The organism is Xenorhabdus sp. BG5, from assembly GCF_015163665.1.
Taxonomy (GTDB): domain Bacteria; phylum Pseudomonadota; class Gammaproteobacteria; order Enterobacterales; family Enterobacteriaceae; genus Xenorhabdus.
The window spans coordinates 24,765-48,945 of record NZ_JADEUG010000023.1 but is presented as its reverse complement, the minus strand read 5'-3'; the positions used below and the strand labels follow the sequence as shown (position 1 = coordinate 48,945).

Genomic DNA, 24,181 nt, shown 5'->3' with positions numbered 1-24,181 from the left:
TGAAGACAATGCCTAAATACCGTTCAGCCACGACGACTCATGGCCGCAATATGGCGGGAGCCCGTGCCTTATGGCGAGCCACAGGTATGACAGATGCAGATTTTGGAAAACCTATCATTGCGGTTGTTAACTCATTCACGCAGTTCGTGCCAGGACATGTACATCTGCGTGATCTCGGCAAGCTGGTGGCAGAACAGATTCAGGCATCAGGGGGAGTTGCGAAAGAGTTCAATACCATCGCTGTTGATGATGGTATTGCAATGGGACATGGTGGAATGCTCTATTCGTTACCTTCGCGGGAGTTGATTGCTGACTCAGTGGAATACATGGTCAATGCCCACTGTGCCGATGCTATGGTGTGTATTTCCAACTGCGACAAAATCACGCCAGGTATGTTGATGGCATCTTTGCGCTTGAATATTCCGGTTATTTTTGTTTCTGGTGGTCCAATGGAAGCGGGTAAGACGCGATTATCCGATCAACTGATCAAACTGGATTTGGTCGATGCCATGATTCAGGGCGCCAACCCAAATGTCAGTGATGAACAGAGCGAGCAAATCGAACGTTCTGCCTGTCCGACGTGTGGCTCTTGCTCAGGTATGTTTACGGCAAATTCGATGAATTGTTTGACCGAAGCGCTTGGACTTTCGCAGCCAGGTAATGGCTCACTGCTCGCTACTCATGCTGATCGTAAGACTCTGTTTATCAATGCCGGTAAACGCATTGTTGAACTGACTAAACGCTATTATGAGCAAGATGATGATAGCGCTCTCCCTCGTAATATTGCGACCAAAGCAGCATTTGAAAATGCCATGATATTGGATATTGCGATGGGTGGTTCGACTAACACTGTTCTGCATTTGTTGGCCGCAGCGCAGGAAGCTGAAGTTGACTTCACGATGACGGATATTGATCGTCTGTCTCGTCAGGTGCCACATTTATGTAAAGTTGCTCCGAGCACCCAGAAATACCATATGGAAGACGTCCATCGTGCTGGCGGTGTGATTGGTATCTTGGGTGAGCTTGATCGGGCAGGGCTTTTGTATCGCAATGTGAAAAATGTTTTGGGTTTGGATTTACCACAAACATTGGCCCAGTACGACATCATGCTGACAAAGGATGAAAATGTTAAGCGGATGTATGCAGCGGGGCCGGCGGGAATTCGTACCACACAAGCTTTCTCACAAGATTGTCGTTGGCCGTCGTTGGATGCAGATCGCGAGACAGGCTGTATTCGTGAACGTAACCATGCTTACAGTCAGGATGGGGGATTGGCTGTTTTGTTCGGCAACATTGCAAAAGATGGCTGCATTGTAAAAACAGCAGGCGTTGATAAAGAAATCCTGACCTTCCGTGGCCCGGCCAAAGTTTACGAGAGCCAGGAGGAGGCAGTAGAAGCCATTCTCGGTGGAAAAGTCGTCGCGGGCGACGTGGTTGTTATTCGCTATGAAGGGCCGAAAGGTGGCCCAGGTATGCAAGAGATGCTCTATCCCACTACCTATCTGAAATCGATGGGATTGGGAAAACATTGTGCATTGATTACGGATGGACGTTTCTCAGGCGGAACATCGGGATTGTCTATTGGTCATGTCTCTCCAGAAGCGGCAAATGGTGGTTTGATTGGCCTGATTTATGACGGCGATATCATCAATATTGATATTCCAAACCGTAAAATTCAGTTGGATGTGGTGGAAACAGAACTGGCAGAGCGTACACAGGCTGAATTATCTCGCGGAGATAAAGCGTGGACACCTAAATCCCGTGAACGTCAGGTTTCTCTGGCATTACGTGCTTATGCTTCATTGGCGACCAGTGCTGACAAAGGCGCTGTGCGTGATAAAACTAAACTGGGGAGTTGATTGTGGCGGTTTATCCTCTTAATACTGAACCCAAGGGAGCGGAATATCTTAAGGCAGCATTGAGTGCGCCAGTTTATGATATTGCTCAAGTCACTCCCTTACAGGAAATGAAAAAAATCTCTGCGCGTTTAGGCAATACGATTTTGGTTAAACGGGAAGATCGCCAGTTGGTACATAGTTTCAAATTGCGCGGTGCGTACGCGATGATTGCGGGTTTGACGGAAGAGCAAAAAAGCAAAGGTGTGATCACGGCTTCCGCAGGCAACCATGCGCAAGGTGTTGCATTATCGGCCAGTAAGGTTGGCATAAAAGCCACTATTGTCATGCCGATAGCGACAGCGGATATTAAAGTCGATGCAGTCCGTAGTTTTGGTGGCGAGGTGCTGTTGCATGGTGCGAATTTCGATGAAGCGAAGGCAAAAGCCATTGAGATGGCAAAAGAGCACGGTTACACCTTCGTTCCGCCTTTTGACCATCCTGTCGTGATTGCAGGTCAGGCGACACTGGCAATGGAGTTGCTACAGCAGGATGTTCATCTTGATCGTATCTTTGTTCCGGTTGGTGGTGGCGGATTGATTGCAGGGGTTGCTGTTCTCATCAAACAGCTTGTACCTGAAATGAAGATTATTGGTGTGGAAGCCGAAGATTCTGCCTGTTTGAAAGCGGCACTGGAAGCAGGGCATCCGGTCGATTTGCCAAGAGTTGGATTATTCGCGGAAGGCGTGGCGGTTAAACGTATTGGCGACGAAACATTTCGCTTATGCCAGCAATATGTCGATGATGTCATTACAGTAGACAGCGATGCTATCTGTGCTGCCATGAAAGATATCTTTGAAGATGTCAGGGCGGTTGCAGAACCTTCCGGTGCGCTGGCACTGGCAGGCTTGAAGAAATATGTCCAGCAACACCAGATTCAGGGAGAACGGCTGGCACATATTCTTTCTGGGGCTAACGTGAATTTTCATGGATTACGTTACGTTTCAGAACGTTGCGAGCTTGGAGAGCAACGCGAAGCCTTGCTGGCGGTGACGATCCCTGAACAAAAAGGGAGTTTTTTACAGTTCTGTCAGATATTAGGCACTCGTGTCGTGACTGAATTTAGCTATCGTTATTCGGATGCAACAGATCCAAACCAAGCCTGCATTTTTGTTGGTATCAGATTGAGCCGGGGAAATACCGAACGTCGTGAAATCATTGAAGAATTAAAAGCATCGGGATATCAAGTCGCTGATTTTACCGATGATGAAATGGCAAAGTTGCATGTTCGTTATATGATCGGCGGCAGACCATCCAAGCCATTGCAGGAGCGATTGTTTAGTTTTGCCTTTCCTGAATCGCCGGGAGCTTTGCTGAAATTTTTGCAAACATTAGGGACGCATTGGAATATCACGCTGTTTCATTACCGCAGTCATGGCACGGATTATGGGCGTGTATTAGCTGCCTTTGAACTTTCAGGACCAGAAGTTTGTTTTGATCGCCATTTGGATGTACTGGGCTATGAATATCATGATGAAACCGATAATCCTTCATTTAAATTATTTCTAACTTAGTCATCAATCAGTTAAAGAAATAAATAGCAAAATATCTTCTAAAAGGCGGCTATTTTGCTGATTTTATTTTTTATATACCAACCGCCTTTCAAGATGCGTATTATATCTCCCCCGCGTAGCGGGGAGATATAAACAATCACTTTGATTTGCAAGCTGCAACTTGAAGTTGGATTGGTATATAGCCAAATAATAACGATTGTTAGACTACAATAGTTCCCAAAATGCCTTAATCACCGGTTCGTTTAAGCGTTTACTCAACGCACAGACACCCAATTCAAACGGCTCGACCAGTGCGATATTTTCCAGCTGTGAAATACGGCTACGCACAGGTTCAGGGCTATTTTCGACAACAACCGTAGGGATCAGTGCAATCCCGCAACCTAGTGCTACCATAGACACAATCGCTTCATGGCCGGAAACTGTCGCGTAAATGACGGGGTGCAGGATATTATGTCGCCGAAACCACAGTTCAATGCGCTTGCGGGAAGGCCCATGCTCAGGCAGGATAAAAGGGATGCTATTCCAGTCGGGATGTTCTTGTATAGCGAGATTTCTCACGACACAAGGCAGAGAAGGGGCAATCAGTACCAGTGGTACTTCGCCTATTTTAGTAAAGCCGACATTATCAGGCAGTTTCTCTGGCTTGCCTGCAATCCCCAAATCCACAGCATCAGATTGAACTTTATCAACGGCATCAGCAGCATCTCCTGTTGTCAGTTTAATTTCCACTAAGGGATGTTCTGCCCGAAATTTATCCAATACTTGTGGAAGATGGCTATACGCAGCCGTGACTGAACAGAACAGGCGTAACTCTCCCGTTAGTGATGGGCTTTGGTGGTTTAATGAATGCTGTAGTTGTTTATATTGCAGGAGAGTTTGCTGGGCAAATTGTTTGAGTTGTTCACCGGCAGTGGTCAATTTTACTGTTCGGTTATCCCGCAGAAAAAGCGGATGCCCCAATAACTCTTCAAGGCGCTGGATCTGACGTGAAAGTGTGGATGGGCTGACGTGCATGGCCTTGGCTGAGCGGCCAAAATGACAACTTTCCGCAAGGTGTAAAAACAGTTTTAAATCACGTAGATCCATCGTTTGTAGGCCCTTTATTCAGAGGCTGTTTGCCGTGAAAAAGTTTGTTGCACAAACTGCAATGCAGTCTTGTTAATATATCAATTTCAGCAATGGCTTGCATGTCATATATTGTTTCTATGCAAACGACCTCACACCTAATTATTATATCGGAGTCACCATGGCTAATTATTTTGATACGTTGAACTTACGCCAACAATTGGCGCAGTTAGGCAAATGTCGGTTTATGGCGCGGGAAGAATTTGCTGACGAAGCAGGGTATTTGAAAGGCAAGAAAGTGGTGATCATCGGTTGTGGTGCGCAAGGGCTAAACCAGGGCCTCAATATGCGTGATTCTGGTTTAGATATCGCCTATGCCTTGCGTAAAGAAGCGATTGATGAAAAGCGACCATCATGGCGTAAAGCAACCGAAAATGGTTTCAAAGTTGGCACTTATGAAGAGTTAGTTCCACAGGCTGATTTGGTTATCAACCTGACGCCAGACAAACAGCATTCCGCGGTGGTTCAGGCAGTGCAACCTTTGATGAAAGAAGGAGCAGCGCTGGGCTATTCCCACGGTTTCAACATCGTCGAAGTGGGTGAGCAAATACGCAAAGATATTACTGTTGTGATGGTTGCCCCTAAATGTCCGGGTACGGAAGTGCGTGAAGAGTATAAGCGTGGATTCGGTGTACCCACTCTGATTGCTGTACATCCAGAAAATGATGCAAAAGGCGAAGGGATGGCGATAGCGAAAGCGTGGGCCGCCGCAACAGGAGGGCACCGCGCTGGCGTACTGGAATCTTCCTTTGTAGCAGAAGTTAAATCTGACTTGATGGGAGAACAAACCATTCTGTGTGGTATGTTACAGGCGGGTTCTTTGCTGTGTTATGACCAACTGGTTACTGATGGTGTTGATCCCGGTTATGCCGGAAAATTAATTCAATTTGGTTGGGAAACTATCACAGAAGCGCTGAAACAGGGTGGCATTACATTGATGATGGATCGTCTTTCCAATCCAGCGAAATTGCGTGCCTATGCTTTGTCTGAGCAACTGAAAACTATTTTGACTCCGCTGTTCCAGAAACATATGGATGACATCATTTCTGGTGAATTCTCCTCCACAATGATGACAGACTGGGCAAATGGGGATAAAAACTTGCTGGCTTGGCGTGAGGAAACGGGTAAGACGTCATTCGAAAATTACCCAGACTATACAGGGCATATCGGTGAGCAGGAATACTTTGATCATAGCGTCCTGATGATTGCCATGGTTAAAGCCGGGGTAGAACTGGCATTCGAAACGATGGTAGATACTGGCATCATCGAAGAGTCTGCTTATTATGAATCTTTGCATGAACTGCCATTGATTGCGAATACCATTGCTCGCAAGCGTCTGTATGAAATGAACGTGGTAATTTCTGATACTGCGGAATATGGTAACTATCTGTTCTCATACGTCGCTGTTCCGTTGCTGAAAGAGAAATTCATGGCAACCCTGCAAGCAGGGGATTTAGGAAAAGCAGTTGCAGATCGTAGCATTGATAATGCGCAATTGCGTGATGTGAATGAGGCGATCCGGCACCATCCGATTGAAGTTATCGGCCGTATTTTGCGTGGCTATATGACGGATATGAAACGCATTGCAGTCGGTGGCTGATAGGATATTTATCCTGCCCGAAGTGACTTTATCGGGCAGGCAGATCTTTCATTCTTACAAATCGAATTTCAGTTTTAGTTCGTCAATGGCTTGTCGCTGACATGCTTCAAATCGTTCTTTCGGTTGCTGCGCTTGGATCATGTTCAGTGCCGGATCATTGACTTTAGTGCGCACACCGCTTAATTCCTCCATGACAGCCAACCCACAGAAAGGCACATAAGCTTCAGAATATCCCCCTTCGTGAACGATGACTAACTTGCCATGACACAGTTCATCAGCTGCTTGCTGTACCCTGCGAGTCATTTCACGGAAACTGTCACTGTGCAATTGCATTCGTGCCAGAGGATCAAACGCATTAGCATCATAGCCGCAGGCAATGATGATCAACTCTGGTTGGTAACGTCGTAATGCCGGGAGCACAATGTGATCCATAGCATAAAGATAACTATTGTGCCCAGCTCCCGCCATTAATGGGATATTGATATTGAAACCTTCTCCTTTGCCGGCTCCGATATCTTCCTCGCCACTATAGCCTTCGGGATAGCAGCCATCTTGATGCAGAGAAATAGTCAAAACATCATCACGTTCCCAGAAGATATGTTGGGTTCCATTGCCGTGGTGAACATCCCAGTCAATGACTGCGACTCGGCCAACTCCAAGCTGCTCTTTTGCGTGCTCAATGGCGAGGGCAATATTGGCAAGGAAACAGAATCCCATTGCTTGATCTGGCAGGCTGTGGTGTCCGGGGGGACGGGAAAGGCTGTAGGCATTATCCAACTCGCCTTGTAACACTGCTTTTACTGCGGCATAAGTGAGTCCGGCGGATAGTTTGGCTATTTCATAGCTACCTTGTCCTATTGGCGCTTCTGAGCCTAATGTTCCTCCGCCATTATCACTCACGGACTTAAAGTGCTGTAAATACTCTTCGGTATGGACCAGTCTCAGCGTTGTATCATCAAGAGATTCAGCACCACGCAGTTGCAATGAATGACTTAAACCCGAAACATACATTAAGTTTTTCATTCTGCGTTTTGTTTCCGGTGATTCTGCATGTCCTGCACCGTTGGGAGGTTGTACCCATCCGCCAACAGGAAATGTCATAACGTATGATAATCCAGAATTATGCCAGAAACAGAGTTCATCAAAGAAAAAGCCTGTTTTACGTAACATATTACATCCTCTGCGATTCCCTTTAACTTTCAAAGTACCACTTGAAGTCTATTGGGTATATTGATTGTATGTCAGTAAGCGTAATTGATTGTTATAACATCAACGCAGTTAAATAGATCCTATGTATTTCAATTACAGTCGAATCAATATTGATATATTTTGACAGAGTAATTTAAATTATTAATGAAAAAATTATTTTGTAATTTATCACATAAATTAATAATAAAATGAATGAGTTTTAGTAAAATGTTATGAATAACAAATGGATATGTGAGTCAGCGATAGTATAAAATAGCGTAAAATAGGTATTTATATATTTATGGATTAAGAATGTTGGCAATAACTCCATTTTTTCTGCTATTTTTTTATTCGTTGAAAAATAAAATGCACTATACCAATCTAACTTCAAGATGCGTGTGATTTCTCCCCGCGAAGCGGGGAGAAATCAGGTTTCATAGAGTGTTGTAAATTGCAACTTGAAGTTTAATGCGTATATAGTTTTCACATCATTTTTTAAAAAGCAATGATTGATGCTATTTTTATTTTTCTTGTGATAATTCACTAACGTAAAGAAAATCACCTGTAACCTTGCTTTCTGTTACAATTTCTCTCCCCGATCTTTTATCCTGATATAGCTTTCGAAACAGTATGCGATTAAATCCAAGCCAACAACAAGCGGTTGAATTTGTAACAGGGCCTTGTCTGGTTCTGGCGGGTGCGGGCTCCGGCAAGACTCGAGTGATCACCAATAAAATTGCTCACCTGATCCGCACCTGTGATTATCAGGCTCGCCATATTGCGGCAGTCACTTTTACTAATAAAGCGGCACGTGAGATGAAAGAACGTGTTGCCCAAACCTTGGGTCGTAAGGAGACACGGGGGTTGATGATCTCGACTTTCCATACCTTGGGGTTGGAGATCGTTAAGCGTGAATACAAAGCGCTGGGAATGAAAAGTAACTTCTCATTATTTGATGATCAAGATCAGATGGCTTTGCTAAAAGATCTCGCTGCGGATTTGCTGCAAGAAGATAAAGATCTGCTACAAAAACTGATTTCGAACATTTCTAACTGGAAGAATGACTTAATGTCGCCAGAACAAGTAATGAGAATGGCACGTTCAGCGCAGGAGCACCAGTTTGCAGAATGTTACCGTCGTTATGACTTGCACCTGAATAGTTGTAATGTTCTCGATTTTGATGATCTGATTACCAAGCCAACTTTGCTGTTAATGCATGATGAGGAAGTCAGAGAACGTTGGCAGAATAAAATTCGCTACTTGCTGGTGGATGAATATCAGGATACGAATACCAGCCAATATCAACTGGTGAAATTATTGGTGGGTAATCGAGCTCGTTTTACCGTGGTTGGGGATGATGATCAATCCATTTATTCATGGCGTGGTGCTCGTCCACAGAATTTGATTTTATTGAAGGATGATTTCCCGCAGTTGAATGTGATTAAGCTGGAACAAAATTACCGTTCATCAGGGCGGATATTGAAAGCGGCGAATATTCTAATAGCCAACAATCCCCATGTTTTTGAAAAAAAACTCTTTTCGGAATTGGGGTATGGTGATCCGCTCAGAGTGATCGAAGCGAACAATGAAGATCATGAAGCTGAGCGTGTGGTGGGGGAGTTGATCGCTCATCACTTTATCAATAAAACGAACTATAAAGATTACGCTATATTATATCGTGGTAATCACCAATCCCGTATCTTCGAAAAAATGTTGATGCAAAACCGCATTCCCTACCGAATTTCGGGGGGAACATCGTTCTTTTCTCGACCTGAAATTAAAGACCTGCTCTCTTATTTGCGTGTTTTGACCAATTCTGAGGATGACAGTGCATTTTTACGTATCGTCAATACACCACGGCGAGAAATCGGTGCAGTGACGATCCAAAAATTGGGCGAATGGGCGAACCAGCGTAGCAAGAGCTTATATCAAGCCAGTTTTGATCTTGGGCTGGAACAGCATTTAACAGGACGTGGTTTGGCGGCATTACAGCGCTTTACCTGCTGGGTGGACGAAATAGCTCGTCAGGCGGAGCGGGAGCCACTGCTGGCGGTGAGAGATTTACTGCGTGGCATGGATTACGAAAGCTGGTTATATGAATCCTCCCCCAGTCCAAAAGCGGCTGAAATGAGAATGAAGAACGTCAACCAACTTTTCACTTGGATGAGTGAAATGCTTGAGGGAGATGACTTGAATGAGCCAATGTCTCTTTCCCAAGTCGTGGCGCGTTTTACGTTGCGGGATATGCTGGAGCGAAGCGAGGAAGATGAAGAGTTGGATCAAGTTCAGTTAATGACGTTGCATGCTTCCAAGGGGCTGGAATTCCCCTATGTTTTTTTGGTTGGTATGGAAGAAGGTTTGTTACCACACCAAAGCAGCATTGATGAAGACAATATTGAGGAAGAGCGTCGTTTGGCTTATGTGGGCATTACGCGCGCGCGGAGAGAACTTTTTTTCACTCTCAGCAAGGAACGTCGCCAGTTTGGTGAACTTATTCGTCCAGAACCGAGCCGATTCTTGCTTGAGTTACCACAGGATGACTTGGATTGGCCACAAGGTAAGCGGGTGATGAGCGCAGAGGAAAGGATGAAACAGGGGCAATCGCGCCTTGCCGACATTAAATCCCGTTTGGGACTTGGGCTGAAAACTGGCAATAATAAATAATACGGTAATATTCCCCTGCATTTATGGATAATTGCAGGGGAATAAAGTAAAAATTTTAGCCGAGACGAGCGTTATTTAGCTCCTCAAGCAGCAATAACCATTGGACATAACTCTGCCACTTCATTTCTTGCTGTAATGCTTCAGTTCTGAGCGGGTGTTTTGTTTTCCATTGATGGGGCAAGGTGATAATGAGCGTTTCATTTTTCGCCTGTAATCGTAAAGTTGGCAAAGTGTCATCCCGCCGACGGCTGGCGAAAATAATTGCCAGGCGTAATAAGCGACATAACCGTTGTGCCTGTAACGATGGCACAGCATTTTGCTGACTGAGCAATGCCAGATCCACTGGGCCGCTTTGATTTTTCAATAGAATAGCCAACAGTCGTTTTTGGGCGGGAGTATAACCAGGCAGATCCAAGTGGCTTACCAAATAAGCGGAATGTGCAGGCCCCTGACGAAAATCAACAAACAGGCCTATTTCATGGAGCAAACAGGCACCGACCAATAACTCACGACAACGTTCGTCCAATTTCCATGACTTAGCAACTTGTTGGCAAAAATTTTCGGCTAACTGTTTGACTCGCTGCGCCTGCTCAATATCCAGTTGAAAACGATGCTGAATATTGCACAGGGTTCTTGCCCGAATATCCTGCTCGATCGGCAAATCTAGCATCCCGTAAACCAGACCTTCACGTAGTGCGCCGCCTGCTAATATCATACTTTCGATATTCAATGCCTGAAAAATGGCGATTAAGATGGCCAATCCACTTGGAAAAACCAACGCCCGTTCCAGTGTGAGTCCATCAATTTCTAATTCTTCCAGCTTGCCGCACTCAATCGCCTGATGCTTAAGTTGCTGGAGTTTGGGTAGGGTGATCAGTTCATCCATACCTTGAGCAATCATAATTTCCTGCAAGGCTTGTACCGTGCCGGAAGCTCCTACACAAACGTTCCAGCCTTGCTCAAGCAGCTTAGTGGTAACAGGGCTGAGAATATCATGTGCAGCAGCTTCTGCATTGGCAAAGTTTTCTGCTGTCAGGCTGCGATCATTGAAATAACGTTCCAGCCAGGTAACACAGCCCATTTCAAGGCTGAAAAGCTGGTTGGCTTTGGCTCCGATACCGGTTACCAATTCGGTACTGGCACCACCAATATCGACAACAAGTCGCTTTTCAGATCCGCCGGTCGTGTGAGCGACACCTTGATAAATTAGCTGAGCCTCTTCTTCGCCGCTGATCACATGAACAGGTTTGCCTAATATTTCTGAGGCCTTTCTGGTAAATTCATCTGAATTTTCTGCCAGCCTCAAAGTTGCAGTAGCAACAATACGGATCTGTGAGGCAGGAATATCCTGTAAATATTCGGAAAAGAGGCGCAAGCACTGCCATCCTCGTTCCATTGCCTGTTGTGATAAATGATTATTTTTATCTAATCCGGCAGCCAGCCTGACTTTGCGTTTGATGCGAGTAACGACTTGAATGCTGCCGGATACTTCACGGACAACCAACATGTGAAAACTGTTTGAGCCTAAATCAATAGCCGCATAAAGCGAAGAAGCACTTAGCATAGTATTTATTCCGGCCTGTGTTGTTTCAGCATCGTGTTATTTCAACATTACGTTATTCCAATACCGTTCGTACTATCCAGCATTATTCAGCCTTGCGTCATTTTAGCCTGGGCGCTTACTGTTGCGTGTTGTATTGCCACGACGTGGTATGTTGGTACGTCGTGGGTGTCCCCCTGAGCGGGTGCGATTACGGCGCTTAGGTACTGGCAGATCTTTTAATAATGCATCACTGTTATATTTGCTAACAGGTATCTGGTGCTGAATATATTCTTCAATAGCCGGTAAGTTTAGCGCATACTCTTCACATGCCAGGCTGATAGAATGACCACTTTCTCCAGCACGGCCTGTCCGGCCAATCCGGTGAACATAATCTTCACAGTCATCTGGTAGATCATAGTTAAACACGTGTGTCACAGATGGAATATGCAATCCACGGGCGGCAACATCTGTGGCAACCAGAATATCCAGATTGCCCAGGCTGAATTCTTCAAGAATACGCAGACGTTTTTTCTGTGCAACATCACCAGTCAGCAAACCAACCCGATGACCATCAGCAGCCAGATGAGCCCAGACGTCTTCACAACGGTGTTTGGTATTGGCAAAAATGATGCAGCGATCAGGCCATTCTTCTTCCAACAGAGTCTGTAGCAGACGCATTTTTTCTTCGTTGGAAGGATAAAATAGCTCTTCCTTAATGCGGTGCCCAGTTTTTTGCAGCGGTTCCACTTCCACATATTCAGGATGATTCATCTGCTCAAAAGCCAGTTCACGCACTCGGTAAGAGAGGGTTGCGGAAAACAGCAAATTCATTCTTTCTGTGGCCGCAGGGAGTCGGCGGAATAACCAGCGAATATCTTTGATAAAGCCCAGGTCATACATGCGATCCGCTTCATCAAGTACAACAACTTGAATGGCACCAAGATGGATATGGCCCTGTTTTGCGTAATCGATCAAACGCCCTGTTGTACCAATGACGATATCGACGCCAGCTTCCAGAACCTTAAGCTGTTTATCATAGCCATCGCCGCCGTAGGCAAGACCCATTTTCAACCCAGTGACTTGAGCCAATGCTTCTGCGTCAGAGTATATTTGAACCGCCAATTCACGGGTAGGCGCCATAATCAGTGCGCTTGGCTGATTAGTTTTACGCTCTTTCTTCGCAGGGTGAGCCAATAAGTAATTAAAAGTAGACGACAAAAATGCCAGCGTCTTGCCCGTTCCGGTTTGTGCTTGCCCCGCAACATCTCGGCCTTCGACAGTTAAAGGCAATGTTAGCGCCTGTATCGGCGTGCAGTTGGAAAACCCTTTTTTCTCAAGGGCTTCTAAGACTTTGGGGTGCAATGCGAAGTCGGAAAACTTCTTTTCTGTCAAATGTGTTTTGCTCATAGTAAGGTAGAATATCAGTTAACTATTGCTTTAAGAAAGTGTATCCGCTGAAATAAAGACACCCTTATGTTGGTTAATGTACACTGACACTGTAAAAGATTTTATTTTTGGAGTAAAAAATGAGTGCGAATATTATCTCTCTGACTGATGCTGGCTTTGGAAACGATGTTTTGAAAGCACAAGGTCCTGTTCTCGTTGAATTCTGGGCTGAATGGTGCGGTCCTTGCAAAATGATTGCCCCTATTCTGGATGAGATTGCCATAGAATACGAAGGAAAACTGACAGTTGGCAAACTGAACATTGATGATAACCCAGCAACAGCACCAGAATACGGTATTCGTGGTATTCCAACTCTGATTCTGTTTAAAGACGGTGAAAAGGTTGCCGTAAAAGTGGGCGCTTTGTCAAAAACTCAACTGAAAGAGTTTTTGGAACCACATCTATAATTTAGAATCCGGTCACAGTAATTACGGACGTTTGACGTATGAGATGATTTACTCATTGACCGCTAGACGTCCGCTACGAAGCATGGTAAGTTAGCGACCATGTGCTTGTATGAAGCTTTGCTTGAGCGAATTCTTTATTCGATATAAAGGCTTATTGATATAAAAAGTTGACATTAAGCATGTTACATACTAAACAATTTGTAGTGTCTGATAAATCTGTTATCTCTGGGTCACCTGAAGTATCTGATGACATATCGCATTTGGTAAAATTCCTGAGTCTATATACGCTTAATCCAGTATATAGCTTAGTACACTCATAGCACCCTAATGCTAAATATCTTTAAGCAGAGTGTTTTATCCTAGGCATTTTTATGTCGAGCCTTCTCCTTCTTGTGCTAGGTGTTAGGTATAGAATCTGCTAACAGTGCTTATGTTAAAAAACGTTTATGCTGAAAGATGTGTGTGCTGAAATAGTGTCCACTGTTAAACTTTAATAGTGTTCACATTATAAAATTGTACCTACATTATAGATAGTTATAACATATGGCACACAGATAGTTAGAAGATAGTTTTGACAGTTTGTCAGCCTTATTTTGAAATCAATCTAAGTACTTCAAACTATTGCCTTGTAATATAATTTAATATGTTAGAAGGCGTTATTCGTTTCTGGTACAAATAAACAGGCATCGATAATGCTGCCATACCATTCACGTTCATAGTTCGAGATATACCCCGAGTTAAAGAACCCACCATTATGAATCTTACCGAATTAAAGAATACGCCGGTATCTGAGTTGATTACTCTCGGCGAAAATATGGGGCTGGAAAACCTGGCTCGTATGCGTAAGCAGGACATCATTTTTTCTATTCTCAAACAGCATGCGAAAAGCGGAGAGGATATTTTCGGAGATGGTGTGCTGGAGATATTGCAGGATGGATTTGGTTTCCTCCGCTCCGCAGACAGTTCTTACCTTGCAGGTCCTGATGATATCTACGTTTCTCCTAGTCAAATCCGCCGCTTTAACCTCCGTACCGGTGATACCATTTCAGGGAAAATCCGCCCACCAAAAGAAGGTGAACGCTATTTTGCCCTGTTGAAAGTTAATGAAGTCAACTTTGACAAACCTGAAAATGCCCGCAGTAAGATCCTGTTTGAAAACCTGACTCCACTTCATGCTAACAACCGCTTGCGTATGGAACGCGGTAATGGTTCTACTGAAGATTTGACAGCCCGTGTTCTGGATCTGGCAGCGCCCATTGGTCGTGGTCAGCGTGGTCTGATTGTTGCCCCACCAAAAGCGGGTAAGACTATGCTGCTGCAAAATATTGCGGCTAACATCGCTCATAACTACCCAGATTGCGTGCTGATGGTTTTGCTGATTGATGAGCGTCCAGAAGAAGTCACCGAAATGCAGCGTCTGGTAAAAGGCGAAGTGATTGCTTCAACCTTTGATGAACCTGCTTCCCGCCATGTGCAAGTGGCTGAAATGGTGATTGAAAAGGCAAAACGTCTGGTTGAACACAAAAAAGACGTTATTATCCTACTGGATTCCATTACCCGTCTGGCTCGTGCATATAACACGGTGGTTCCTGCTTCCGGTAAGGTCTTGACTGGTGGTGTGGATGCGAATGCCCTGCATCGTCCAAAACGTTTCTTTGGTGCTGCACGTAACGTCGAAGAAGGTGGTAGTCTGACCATCATTGCGACTGCGCTGGTTGATACTGGCTCCAAGATGGATGAGGTTATTTACGAAGAATTTAAAGGTACAGGTAATATGGAATTGCACCTGTCCCGTAAGATTGCGGAAAAACGTGTCTTCCCAGCCATCGACTACAACCGTTCAGGAACGCGTAAAGAGGAGTTGCTCACTGCACAGGATGAGCTACAGAAGATGTGGATCTTACGTAAGATTATTCATCCGATGGGTGAAATCGACGCGATGGAATTCCTTATTAACAAACTGGCTATGACAAAAACAAACGAAGAGTTCTTCGACTTTATGAAACGTTCATAGTGTTTGTAAAATTGATATTTCCGTAATAAGCAATATTCGCTTCTCTAAAACGCCACATTTTTGTGGCGTTTTTTTTATCGAATACTTATTCTATTTACCTGAAATGGTATGTTTTTTGCATGTTTTTCGGATGATTAGATGCGTTTTTTCTAACCGAACGTTTTATAATTATGAATCACGCTTTACAGATCGTATGGTTTATTTGATTAATTTTATGAGTTAGAACTCTTTGTTTTGTTAACAAGGAGAGCTTATGGGTTCGGTGTCAAGTGGGACATCCATAAGTATACGAATAATAGATGCCCATCATTATTTTTATAGAGAGTTTTTATTGTGAATATTCCCAGTATGAGTGCCGAAATTTTTTGCGTATTTATATTCTCATTTGTGTTTTTGTTTATAGCTCGTAAGGCAGCAAAAAAAATCGGCCTGGTTGATAAACCTAATTACCGTAAACGTCATCATGGCTTAGTTCCTTTGGTGGGTGGCATATCTGTTTTTTTTGGTGTTTGTTTCGCATTTATTATCACAAAAGAGTTTATACCTCATAAATGGTTGTATTTGGCTTGTGCGGGAATATTGGTTTTTATCGGTGCCTTAGATGACCGCTTTGATATCAGCGTGAAGATTCGGGCAACTATCCAGGCTTTGGTTGGTATCAGCATGATGTATTTTGCTGATCTGAAGCTTGATAGCTTGGGGCATGCATTCGGGCCATGGGAAATGGCACTTGGGCCATTCAGCTATGTTGTGACGCTATTCGCTGTCTGGGCCGCTATCAATGCGTTCAATATGGTGGATGGGATTGATGGGTTACTGGGCGGGCTATCTTGTGTTTCTTTCGGTGCGTTGGGTATTTTGTTGTATGAAAGTGGCAATACGGCATTAGCGTTTTGGTGTTTTGCGTTTATAGCGGGGATTTTGCCTTACATCTTCCTTAATCTTGGCATATTAGGAAAACGTTTTAAGGTATTTATGGGGGATGCGGGAAGTACCCTAATCGGCTTTACCATTATTTGGCTATTGACTGAAGCGACGCAAGGGGAAAATGCTTCTATTAGCCCTGTGACAGCATTATGGGTTATTGCGATCCCTCTGATGGATATGGTTGCTATTATGTACCGTCGATTGCGTAAGGGGATGAGTCCGTTTTCTCCAGATCGTCAACATATTCACCATTTGATTATGCGTGCTGGGTTTACTTCTCGCCAGGCATTTATTTTGATCACTTTGGCGGCTGTTTTATTAGCATCGATAGGAATAATTGCTGAACGGTTGATTGTTGTTCCTGAGTGGATAATGTTGGCATTATTTTTGCTTGCATTTATGTTGTATGGCTATTGTATCAAAAGAGCGTGGAAGGTAGCCCGTTTTATCAAACGATGTAAGCGCCGTATGCGCCGGGCAGCAAGCCACCATTAAAGACATCGACAATCAAAGAGGTTTTGTGCAGTGATAAACTCAGAAACGAAATCTAAACAGGATCAACCTGCTATAGAGCATGAACTGGATATTCGGGCACTATGTTATGCTTTGTGGTATGGAAAGATATGGATTATCGCACTGGCAATAATTTTCGCTGCCGCCGCTCTGGGTGCATCTTATTTGATGCAGCAAAAATGGAGCGCAACCGCTATTGTGGACTTACCGACAACGAATAATTTGGGTAGCTACTATTCTCAACAACAATTTCTGCGTAATTTGGATACCCATATCAATGCTTCGCCAGAAGCGCAATTGCCGACCATTCCAGATGGTGCATATAAAGAATTCATGACACAGCTCTCTGCGTATGATACTCGTCGTGAATTTTGGCTTCATTCTGAGTATTACAAACAACGCAAGGAAGGGCGAGCTAAAGCGGATGCTGTATTGTTGGATGAATTGATCAACGATATTAAAATCACGCGCAGTGATGATAGAACATCATCAAATGACAGTATCAAATTGACAGCAGAAACCGCCGTTGATGCCAATCAACTACTGCGTCAATATATTGCGTTTGCCAACCAACGGGCGGGCACTCACCTGAACAACGAAATTAAAGGGGCGTGGGCGACGCGAACTCAGTCAATGAAAGCGTTGGTGAAACGTCAGGAGATGGTGGTAAAGGCAATATATAATCGTGAATTGAATGTCTTGCAGCAGTCACTGAAAGTGGCTGAGAAGCAAGGTATTCACCGTAATCAGACAAACATCCCTATCGAAGAACTACCTGGATCCAAAATGTTTATGTTGGGTACATCATTACTGCAAGCCCAAATTGAAACTTTGGACGCCACAGGCCCTGACTACAGCATCGATTATGATCAAAATATCGCGATGCTGGCGACATTGAATGTCGGTCCGACTTTGCAGGACGCTTTCCTGACTTACCGCTATCTCAGAACACCGGAGGAGCCCGTTAACCGAGACAGTCCTCGCCGTACTTTCATGATGATTTTATGGGGAGCCGTGGGCATGTTGGTTGGTGCAGGTGTTGCTTTAGTCAGACGTCCTCGCGCCGATAGTTCATATAAGTAACAGTATGTAAATATAAACGATAGGTTTTTGATTCCCCATTCCTGGAAGTATCTGCAATGATTGACAAAATAAGAGAGTCACTGTGAAAGTGTTGACTGTGTTCGGTACCCGGCCGGAGGCCATTAAAATGGCCCCGTTGGTACATGCGTTGGCTATGGATACTGCCTTTGAAGCAAAAGTGTGTGTCACAGCTCAGCATAGGGAAATGCTGGATCAGGTATTGCATCTGTTTGGGATAACGCCGGATTTTGATCTGAATATCATGCAAAAAGGGCAGGATCTGACGGATATCACATGTCGTATCCTACAAGGTATGAAGCCTGTATTAGAAAAATTCAAACCCGATGTGGTATTGGTGCATGGTGACACAACAACGACCATGGCAACGAGTCTGGCTGCTTTCTATCAGCATATTCCGGTAGGCCATGTTGAAGCTGGCTTAAGAACAGGGGATCTTTATTCTCCATGGCCGGAAGAAGCCAACCGTAAGATCGCTGGACACCTGGCTATGTACCATTTTGCACCGACGGAAAATTCCCGGAATAACCTCTTAAAAGAATCCATTGCGGAAAACCGTATTTTTGTTACCGGCAATACGGTGATTGATGCCCTGCTATCAGTGCGTGATCGCATCATGAATGATAAAGCCATGTATGGGCAGTTTGCTGAGCTTTATCCTTTCCTTAACCAAAATAAAAAAATGATCTTGGTGACAGGCCATCGCCGTGAAAATTTTGGTAAAGGGTTTGAGCGTATTTGTGAAGCATTGGCACAGATTGCCAAGGCGCATTCTGATGTCCAGATAGTTTATCCGGTCCATTTGAACCCGAATGTCAGTGAACCCGTTAAGCGCATTTTGCATGACATTGATAATGTTATACTTATCAAACCACAGGATTATCTACCCTTCGTCTATTTGATGAATCATGCCTATTTAATCTTGACCGATTCAGGGGGAATTCAGGAAGAAGCCCCTTCTCTGGGAAAACCGGTTTTAGTTATGCGTGATACCACTGAGCGACCTGAAGCGATTGATGCGGGGACAGTGCGACTGGTGGGAACAGAAACACAAACTATCGTTGCGGAAGTTACGCGTTTATTGACGGATGTTAACGCCTACCAACAAATGAGCCATGCCCATAATCCTTATGGTGACGGCAGGGCTTGCCAGCGAATTCTTGATGCATTGAGAAAAAATCAGGTGACATTATGAGTTTTGGAACAATTTCTGTTATCGGTCTGGGTTATATTGGTTTGCCCACCGCAGCGGCATTCGCCTCCCGTCAAAAGAGGGTGATTGGCGTGGATGTTAATCAACATGCGGTAGAAACGATTAACCGTGGTTCGATTCATATCGTTGAACCTGATTTAGATAAGGTAGTAAAAGTTGCGGTAGAAGAGGGCTTTTTGAAAGCCGTGACTATTCCTCAAACTGCGGATGCTTTCTTGATTGCTGTTCCGACTCCCTTCAAAGGGGAACATGAACCCGATATGGCCTACGTGCGTTCTGCGGCGGAATCAATAGCCCCCGTCTTGAAAAAAGGCGATTTGGTTATTTTGGAATCCACTTCTCCTGTTGGTGCGACAGAGCAGATGGCTGAATGGTTAGCCGCGGTACGTCCTGATCTTTCGTTCCCTCAACAAGCGGGTGAAAACTCAGATATCGATATCGCCTATTGCCCTGAGCGTGTTTTGCCGGGGCAAGTGATGGTGGAATTGATCAAAAATGATCGTGTAGTAGGGGGTATGACAGCCAAATCTTCCCGCAGGGCGAGTGAGCTGTACAACATCTTCCTCGAAGGTGAATGTGTTATCACCAATGCCAGAACAGCGGAAATGTGTAAGCTAACAGAGAACAGTTTCCGTGATGTTAATATTGCCTTTGCCAACGAACTTTCCTTGATCTGTGCCGAACAGGGAATTAATGTGTGGGAGCTGATTCGTCTGGCAAACCGCCATCCACGTGTAAATATTTTGCAACCTGGCCCTGGTGTAGGAGGGCATTGCATTGCCGTCGATCCGTGGTTCATTGTATCCCAGAATCCTGAGCAATCCCGTTTAATTCATACCGCGCGTTTGGTGAATGATGGCAAGCCGCTGTGGGTCGTGGATCAAGTAAAAGCCGCAGTTGCTGACTGTTTGACTGAGAGTGGTAAACGGGCAAATGAGATTAAAATTGCCTGTTTTGGGTTGGCTTTCAAACCGAACATTGATGATTTACGGGAAAGTCCAGCCGTTTATATTACAAAAATGGTTGCACAGTGGCATGCAGGGCAAACCATCGCGGTTGAACCCAATGTACATGAACTGCCTAATTCACTGAAAGATAGGGTGGAATTGATGGGTATCAATCAGGCATTAGAAGAAGCTGATGTTGTCTTGATGTTGGTGGATCATAGCCAGTTTAAAGCCATTAATAGTTCTGCAATAAAACAAAAATGGGTTGTTGATACAAAAGGAGTTTGGCGTTGAAACGTATTCTTATTACAGGTGGTGCAGGTTTTATCGGTTCTGCGGTTGTGCGCCACATTATTAATCAGACTGAAGATAGCGTCGTTGTTGTTGATAGCCTGACTTATGCCGGTAACCTTGAATCATTGGCTCCGGTTGCCAACCATCCCCGCTATGTGTTTGAGCAGGTTGATATCCGCCAGCGTGATGCCTTAGATCGTGTATTCCAGCAATATCAACCGGATGCTGTCATGCATTTAGCCGCAGAAAGCCATGTTGACCGTTCCATTGACGGGCCGGCCGCTTTTATCGAAACCAATATCATCGGCACTTATACTTTGTTGGAAGCGGCTCGTGCCTTTTGGCAACAGTTGGATCAGGAAAAACAGAGCCAATTCCGCTTCCACCATATTTCAACAGACGAAGTATATGGCGATCTGCATGGTGAAGATGGTTTCTTTACGGAAACCACACCTTACGCGCCAAGCAGCCCTTATTCTGCATCAAAAGCGTCCAGTGATCATCTAGTTAGGGCATGGAGACGTACTTATGGCTTACCGACCGTGATCACCAATTGTTCGAATAACTATGGTCCTTATCATTTCCCTGAGAAGCTGATCCCATTGGTGATCCTGAATGGGCTGGCAGGCAAGCCTTTGCCGGTCTATGGCAAGGGAGAGCAAATCCGTGACTGGCTCTATGTGGAAGATCATGCGCGGGCGTTGTACTTGGTGGTAACTCAGGCGGAGTCCGGCAAAACCTACAATATCGGTGGACATAATGAGCGCCGAAATATCGAAGTTGTGGAAACGATTTGTGAACTGCTGGAGGAGTTGCGTCCCGAAAAACCTGCTGGGGTAGAGCATTATCGCGATCTTATTACCCATGTCACAGATCGCCCAGGACATGATATGCGTTATGCGATTGATGCGGCGAAAATTGAGCACGAATTGGGGTGGACCCCCAAGGAAACGTTCGAATCCGGCATTCGCAAAACTGTGCAATGGTATCTGGAAAATGAGAGTTGGTGGAGAAGAGTTCAGGATGGCTCTTATACAGGGGAACGACTTGGGTTAGGAAATGAATAAGCCCATCAGGGGGAGCAGATGAAAGGAATTATACTGGCTGGGGGCTCTGGCACCCGTTTGTATCCAATAACACGGGGCGTATCAAAGCAGTTATTACCGATTTATGACAAGCCGATGATTTATTATCCGTTGTCAGTGTTAATGCTGTCGGGCATACGCGATATCCTTATCATCTCGACACCGGAAGATTTACCTGCTTTTAAACGATTACTAGGCAGTGGTGAACAATTTGGTATCCAACTTAGTTATGCCGAACAGCCTTCACCTGACGGTCTGGCGCAGGCATTTTTGATTGGTGAAGAATTTATTGGTAATGATGCTTGCTGCTTGGTATTGGGTGACAATATCTTTTTTGGTCAAGCATTTAGCCCGAAACTGCAACATGTCGCTGGCCGAACAACAGGAGCGACAGTATTCGGTTACCAGGTGATGGACCCTGAACGATTTGGCGTAGTGGAATTTGACGAGCAGTATCGAGTACTTTCCATAGAAGAAAAGCCAGTACAGCCTAAATCCAATTGGGCGGTGACTGGCCTCTATTTTTACGACAACAAAGTCGTGGATTTCGCCAGACAAGTAAAACCTTCTGCGCGCGGGGAACTGGAAATCACCAGTATCAACCAGATGTATCTGGAATGCGGTGAATTGAATGTTGAATTATTGGGGCGTGGTTTTGCCTGGTTAGATACGGGGACTCATGACAGCCTGATTGAAGCCAGTACTTTTGTTCAGACCGTCGAAAAACGGCAAGGCTTCAAAATTGCCTGTCTGGAAGAGATCGCATGGCGTAATGGTTGGCTCAGTGAGGAGCAATTAAAAGTGGCGGCCACAGAGTTGGCGAAAACAGGTTACGGCAACTATCTGATGAATTTGCTCAATGTCTATTCACGCCAACCTTGACCTTTTGGCTTGGGAAAGCCAGTTTTTTGGCTTGTCCACAGCTCGCCTGAATTTTTCGTCGGAAGCGGCAGCATTGACGGCTGCTGATTTGGACCAATATGCATTGGTACAAGCCAAAGTGGCGGCCCAACAAACGGGCATTATCGATGGACTTTCTGCCTTCGGATTTTCACTGGTTGAAGGTGAGGTTGATTTACGGTTATCGATTGAGGCGGAAGATATTCCTGACATTCATACGGGAAGAGCACTCATTTCGGCAAAACAAGAAGATATCCCCGTATTGAAGGCTGTTGCAGCGCGTGTATTTACGGCTAGCCGCTTCCGCACACCCTGGTATCAACAGGATGACAGTGGCAGGTTCTATGCCGCCTGGGTTGAAAAAGCCGTTTTAGGTACATTTGATCATGAATGCCTGCTTATCCATGATGAACGAGGTCAAATAGCGGGCTTTGTCACCTTAAGGGACATAGGTAACAGCGAAGCACGCATTGGCTTACTGGCTGCTGTACCGGGCAATCATCATCAAGGGATTGGCAAAAAATTAATGTCGGCGGCGCAACAGTGGTGTCATAACCATCAGATACAATGGCTGAGAGTGGCTACGCAAATAAGTAATATCGCTGCGTTGCGTCTTTATACACGTCGTGGTGCCATCATTGAAAGCACCGCATATTGGTTATACAGAGGACGAAATGATTCCATTTAATAAACCACCGGTAGTCGGCACTGAACTTGAATACATGCAACAGGCGATGGCTAGCGGTAAGTTGTGTGGTGATGGCGAATTTACCAAACGTTGTGAAGCGTGGATGGAACAGCGTTTTAATTGCCCGAAGGTATTACTGACGCCCTCTTGTACAGCTTCACTGGAAATGGCGGCAATGTTGTTGGATATCCAGCCGGGTGATGAAGTTATCATGCCGAGCTATACCTTTGTTTCGACCTCCAATGCCTTTGTTCTGCGTGGTGCAACCATTGTGTTCGTGGATATTCGTCCTGATACCATGAACATTGATGAGAGCAAAATTGAAACCGCTATTACAGAAAAAACCCGTGCTATCGTACCGGTGCATTATGCGGGTGTGGCCTGTGAAATGGATACTATCATGGCGCTGGCGAAAAAATATAACCTGTATGTGGTGGAAGATGCCGCACAGGGCGTCATGTCTACTTATAAAGGCCGTGCATTAGGCACAATCGGACATATTGGTTGTTTCAGCTTTCATGAAACCAAAAATTACTCAGCCGGTGGTGAAGGTGGGGCAACATTAATCAATGATAGTTCCATGATTGCCCGTGCCGAAATCATTCGGGAGAAGGGTACTAACCGCAGTCAATTCTTCCGCGGACAAGTCGACAAATACACATGGCGTGATATCGGTTCCAGCTATCTGCTGTCTGATTTGCAAGCGGCTTACCTGTGGGCACAACTGGAACTTGCTGAAAAAATTAACCAGCGCCGCCTGACTTTGTGGAAGAACTACTATCAAGCCCTGAAACCATTAGCAGACGCGGGACATTTAGCTTTGCCAATTGTCCCGGAAGGCTTGGAACACAATGCCCACATGTTCTATATCAAGCTCAAAGATGTAGAAGAGCGTAGCGCATTCAATAGTTACATGAAAGAGAATGGTATCCTGAGTGTATTCCACTACGTGGCATTGCATACCAGCCCAGCGGGGGAGAAGTGCGGCCGTTTCCACGGCGAAGAGCGCTTTACCACCCGCGAAAGTGATCGCTTAGTTCGCTTACCGATGTTCTACAACATCACTGATACAGAACAGCAAATCGTTATCGATCGTATCAAGGAATTTTTCGCCTGA

General features: G+C 45.0%; 18 protein-coding genes. 14 read left to right on the top strand and 4 right to left on the bottom strand.

Features of this window, described 5'->3' with window-relative positions; all coding sequences use genetic code 11:
• Positions 1–8: 8 nt before the first annotated feature.
• Positions 9–1,859 carry a dihydroxy-acid dehydratase gene (gene ilvD, locus IQ209_RS12640; protein WP_193851635.1) on the top strand — a complete coding sequence of 617 codons (1,851 nt, stop codon included), beginning with the start codon at positions 9–11 and terminating at the stop codon, positions 1,857–1,859.
• Between the two features lie 2 nt (positions 1,860–1,861).
• Positions 1,862–3,409, top strand: a complete 1,548-nt coding sequence (gene ilvA, locus IQ209_RS12635; RefSeq protein WP_370588418.1) for a threonine ammonia-lyase, biosynthetic — start codon at positions 1,862–1,864, stop codon at positions 3,407–3,409.
• Positions 3,410–3,613: 204 nt separating this feature from the next.
• Here the strand turns inward: ilvA and ilvY are convergent, their stop codons facing one another.
• Positions 3,614–4,495, bottom strand: a complete 882-nt coding sequence (gene ilvY, locus IQ209_RS12630; protein WP_193851634.1) for an HTH-type transcriptional activator IlvY — start codon at positions 4,493–4,495, stop codon at positions 3,614–3,616.
• Positions 4,496–4,655: 160 nt separating this feature from the next.
• Here ilvY and ilvC point away from each other — a divergent pair, with 160 nt between their 5' ends.
• Positions 4,656–6,134, top strand: a complete 1,479-nt coding sequence (ilvC, locus tag IQ209_RS12625; RefSeq protein ID WP_193851633.1) for a ketol-acid reductoisomerase — start codon at positions 4,656–4,658, stop codon at positions 6,132–6,134.
• Between the two features lie 54 nt (positions 6,135–6,188).
• Here the strand turns inward: ilvC and IQ209_RS12620 are convergent, their stop codons facing one another.
• Positions 6,189–7,304 (bottom strand): class II histone deacetylase, encoded by a 1,116-nt coding sequence (locus tag IQ209_RS12620; protein WP_193851632.1) that lies wholly within the window; start codon positions 7,302–7,304, stop codon positions 6,189–6,191.
• Between the two features lie 648 nt (positions 7,305–7,952).
• Between IQ209_RS12620 and rep the strand changes: the two genes are divergently transcribed.
• On the top strand, positions 7,953–9,986 hold the full coding sequence (gene rep / locus IQ209_RS12615) for a DNA helicase Rep (RefSeq protein ID WP_193851631.1): 2,034 nt from the start codon (positions 7,953–7,955) through the stop codon (positions 9,984–9,986).
• 55 nt (positions 9,987–10,041) lie between these two features.
• Here the strand turns inward: rep and gppA are convergent, their stop codons facing one another.
• Together gppA and rhlB are read right to left on the bottom strand one after the other, a co-directional pair.
• Positions 10,042–11,550 carry a guanosine-5'-triphosphate,3'-diphosphate diphosphatase gene (gppA, locus tag IQ209_RS12610; protein ID WP_193851630.1) on the bottom strand — a complete coding sequence of 503 codons (1,509 nt, stop codon included), beginning with the start codon at positions 11,548–11,550 and terminating at the stop codon, positions 10,042–10,044.
• 102 nt (positions 11,551–11,652) lie between these two features.
• Positions 11,653–12,936 carry an ATP-dependent RNA helicase RhlB gene (gene rhlB / locus IQ209_RS12605; protein WP_193851629.1) on the bottom strand — a complete coding sequence of 428 codons (1,284 nt, stop codon included), beginning with the start codon at positions 12,934–12,936 and terminating at the stop codon, positions 11,653–11,655.
• A gap of 119 nt (positions 12,937–13,055) precedes the next feature.
• Between rhlB and trxA the strand changes: the two genes are divergently transcribed.
• The 10 genes from trxA to rffA all read left to right on the top strand — a co-directional run bounded on the left by trxA (position 13,056) and on the right by rffA (position 24,181).
• A complete protein-coding gene (gene trxA / locus IQ209_RS12600; protein WP_193851628.1) occupies positions 13,056–13,382 on the top strand; it encodes a thioredoxin TrxA in 327 nt (108 codons plus the stop codon).
• 754 nt (positions 13,383–14,136) lie between these two features.
• The gene (rho, locus tag IQ209_RS12595) at positions 14,137–15,396 is read left to right on the top strand and encodes a transcription termination factor Rho (RefSeq protein ID WP_074020680.1); all 1,260 of its coding nucleotides are present in this window, start codon (positions 14,137–14,139) and stop codon (positions 15,394–15,396) included.
• 333 nt (positions 15,397–15,729) lie between these two features.
• Positions 15,730–16,818 carry a UDP-N-acetylglucosamine--undecaprenyl-phosphate N-acetylglucosaminephosphotransferase gene (gene wecA, locus IQ209_RS12590; RefSeq protein WP_193851627.1) on the top strand — a complete coding sequence of 363 codons (1,089 nt, stop codon included), beginning with the start codon at positions 15,730–15,732 and terminating at the stop codon, positions 16,816–16,818.
• A 30-nt stretch (positions 16,819–16,848) separates the two neighbouring features.
• Positions 16,849–17,919, top strand: a complete 1,071-nt coding sequence (gene wzzE / locus IQ209_RS12585) for an ECA polysaccharide chain length modulation protein (RefSeq protein ID WP_193851626.1) — start codon at positions 16,849–16,851, stop codon at positions 17,917–17,919.
• Positions 17,920–18,001: 82 nt separating this feature from the next.
• Positions 18,002–19,132 carry a non-hydrolyzing UDP-N-acetylglucosamine 2-epimerase gene (wecB, locus tag IQ209_RS12580; RefSeq protein WP_193851625.1) on the top strand — a complete coding sequence of 377 codons (1,131 nt, stop codon included), beginning with the start codon at positions 18,002–18,004 and terminating at the stop codon, positions 19,130–19,132.
• Positions 19,129–20,391, top strand: a complete 1,263-nt coding sequence (gene wecC / locus IQ209_RS12575; protein WP_193851624.1) for a UDP-N-acetyl-D-mannosamine dehydrogenase — start codon at positions 19,129–19,131, stop codon at positions 20,389–20,391. The genes wecB and wecC overlap by 4 nt, the downstream gene beginning before the upstream one ends.
• Positions 20,388–21,458, top strand: a complete 1,071-nt coding sequence (gene rffG, locus IQ209_RS12570) for a dTDP-glucose 4,6-dehydratase (protein WP_193851623.1) — start codon at positions 20,388–20,390, stop codon at positions 21,456–21,458. The genes wecC and rffG overlap by 4 nt, the downstream gene beginning before the upstream one ends.
• An 18-nt stretch (positions 21,459–21,476) precedes the next feature.
• Positions 21,477–22,358, top strand: a complete 882-nt coding sequence (rfbA, locus tag IQ209_RS12565; protein ID WP_193851622.1) for a glucose-1-phosphate thymidylyltransferase RfbA — start codon at positions 21,477–21,479, stop codon at positions 22,356–22,358.
• On the top strand, positions 22,336–23,064 hold the full coding sequence (gene rffC, locus IQ209_RS12560) for a dTDP-4-amino-4,6-dideoxy-D-galactose acyltransferase (protein WP_193851621.1): 729 nt from the start codon (positions 22,336–22,338) through the stop codon (positions 23,062–23,064). The genes rfbA and rffC overlap by 23 nt, the downstream gene beginning before the upstream one ends.
• A complete protein-coding gene (gene rffA, locus IQ209_RS12555; RefSeq protein WP_193851620.1) occupies positions 23,051–24,181 on the top strand; it encodes a dTDP-4-amino-4,6-dideoxygalactose transaminase in 1,131 nt (376 codons plus the stop codon). Before rffC ends, rffA begins: the two co-directional genes overlap by 14 nt.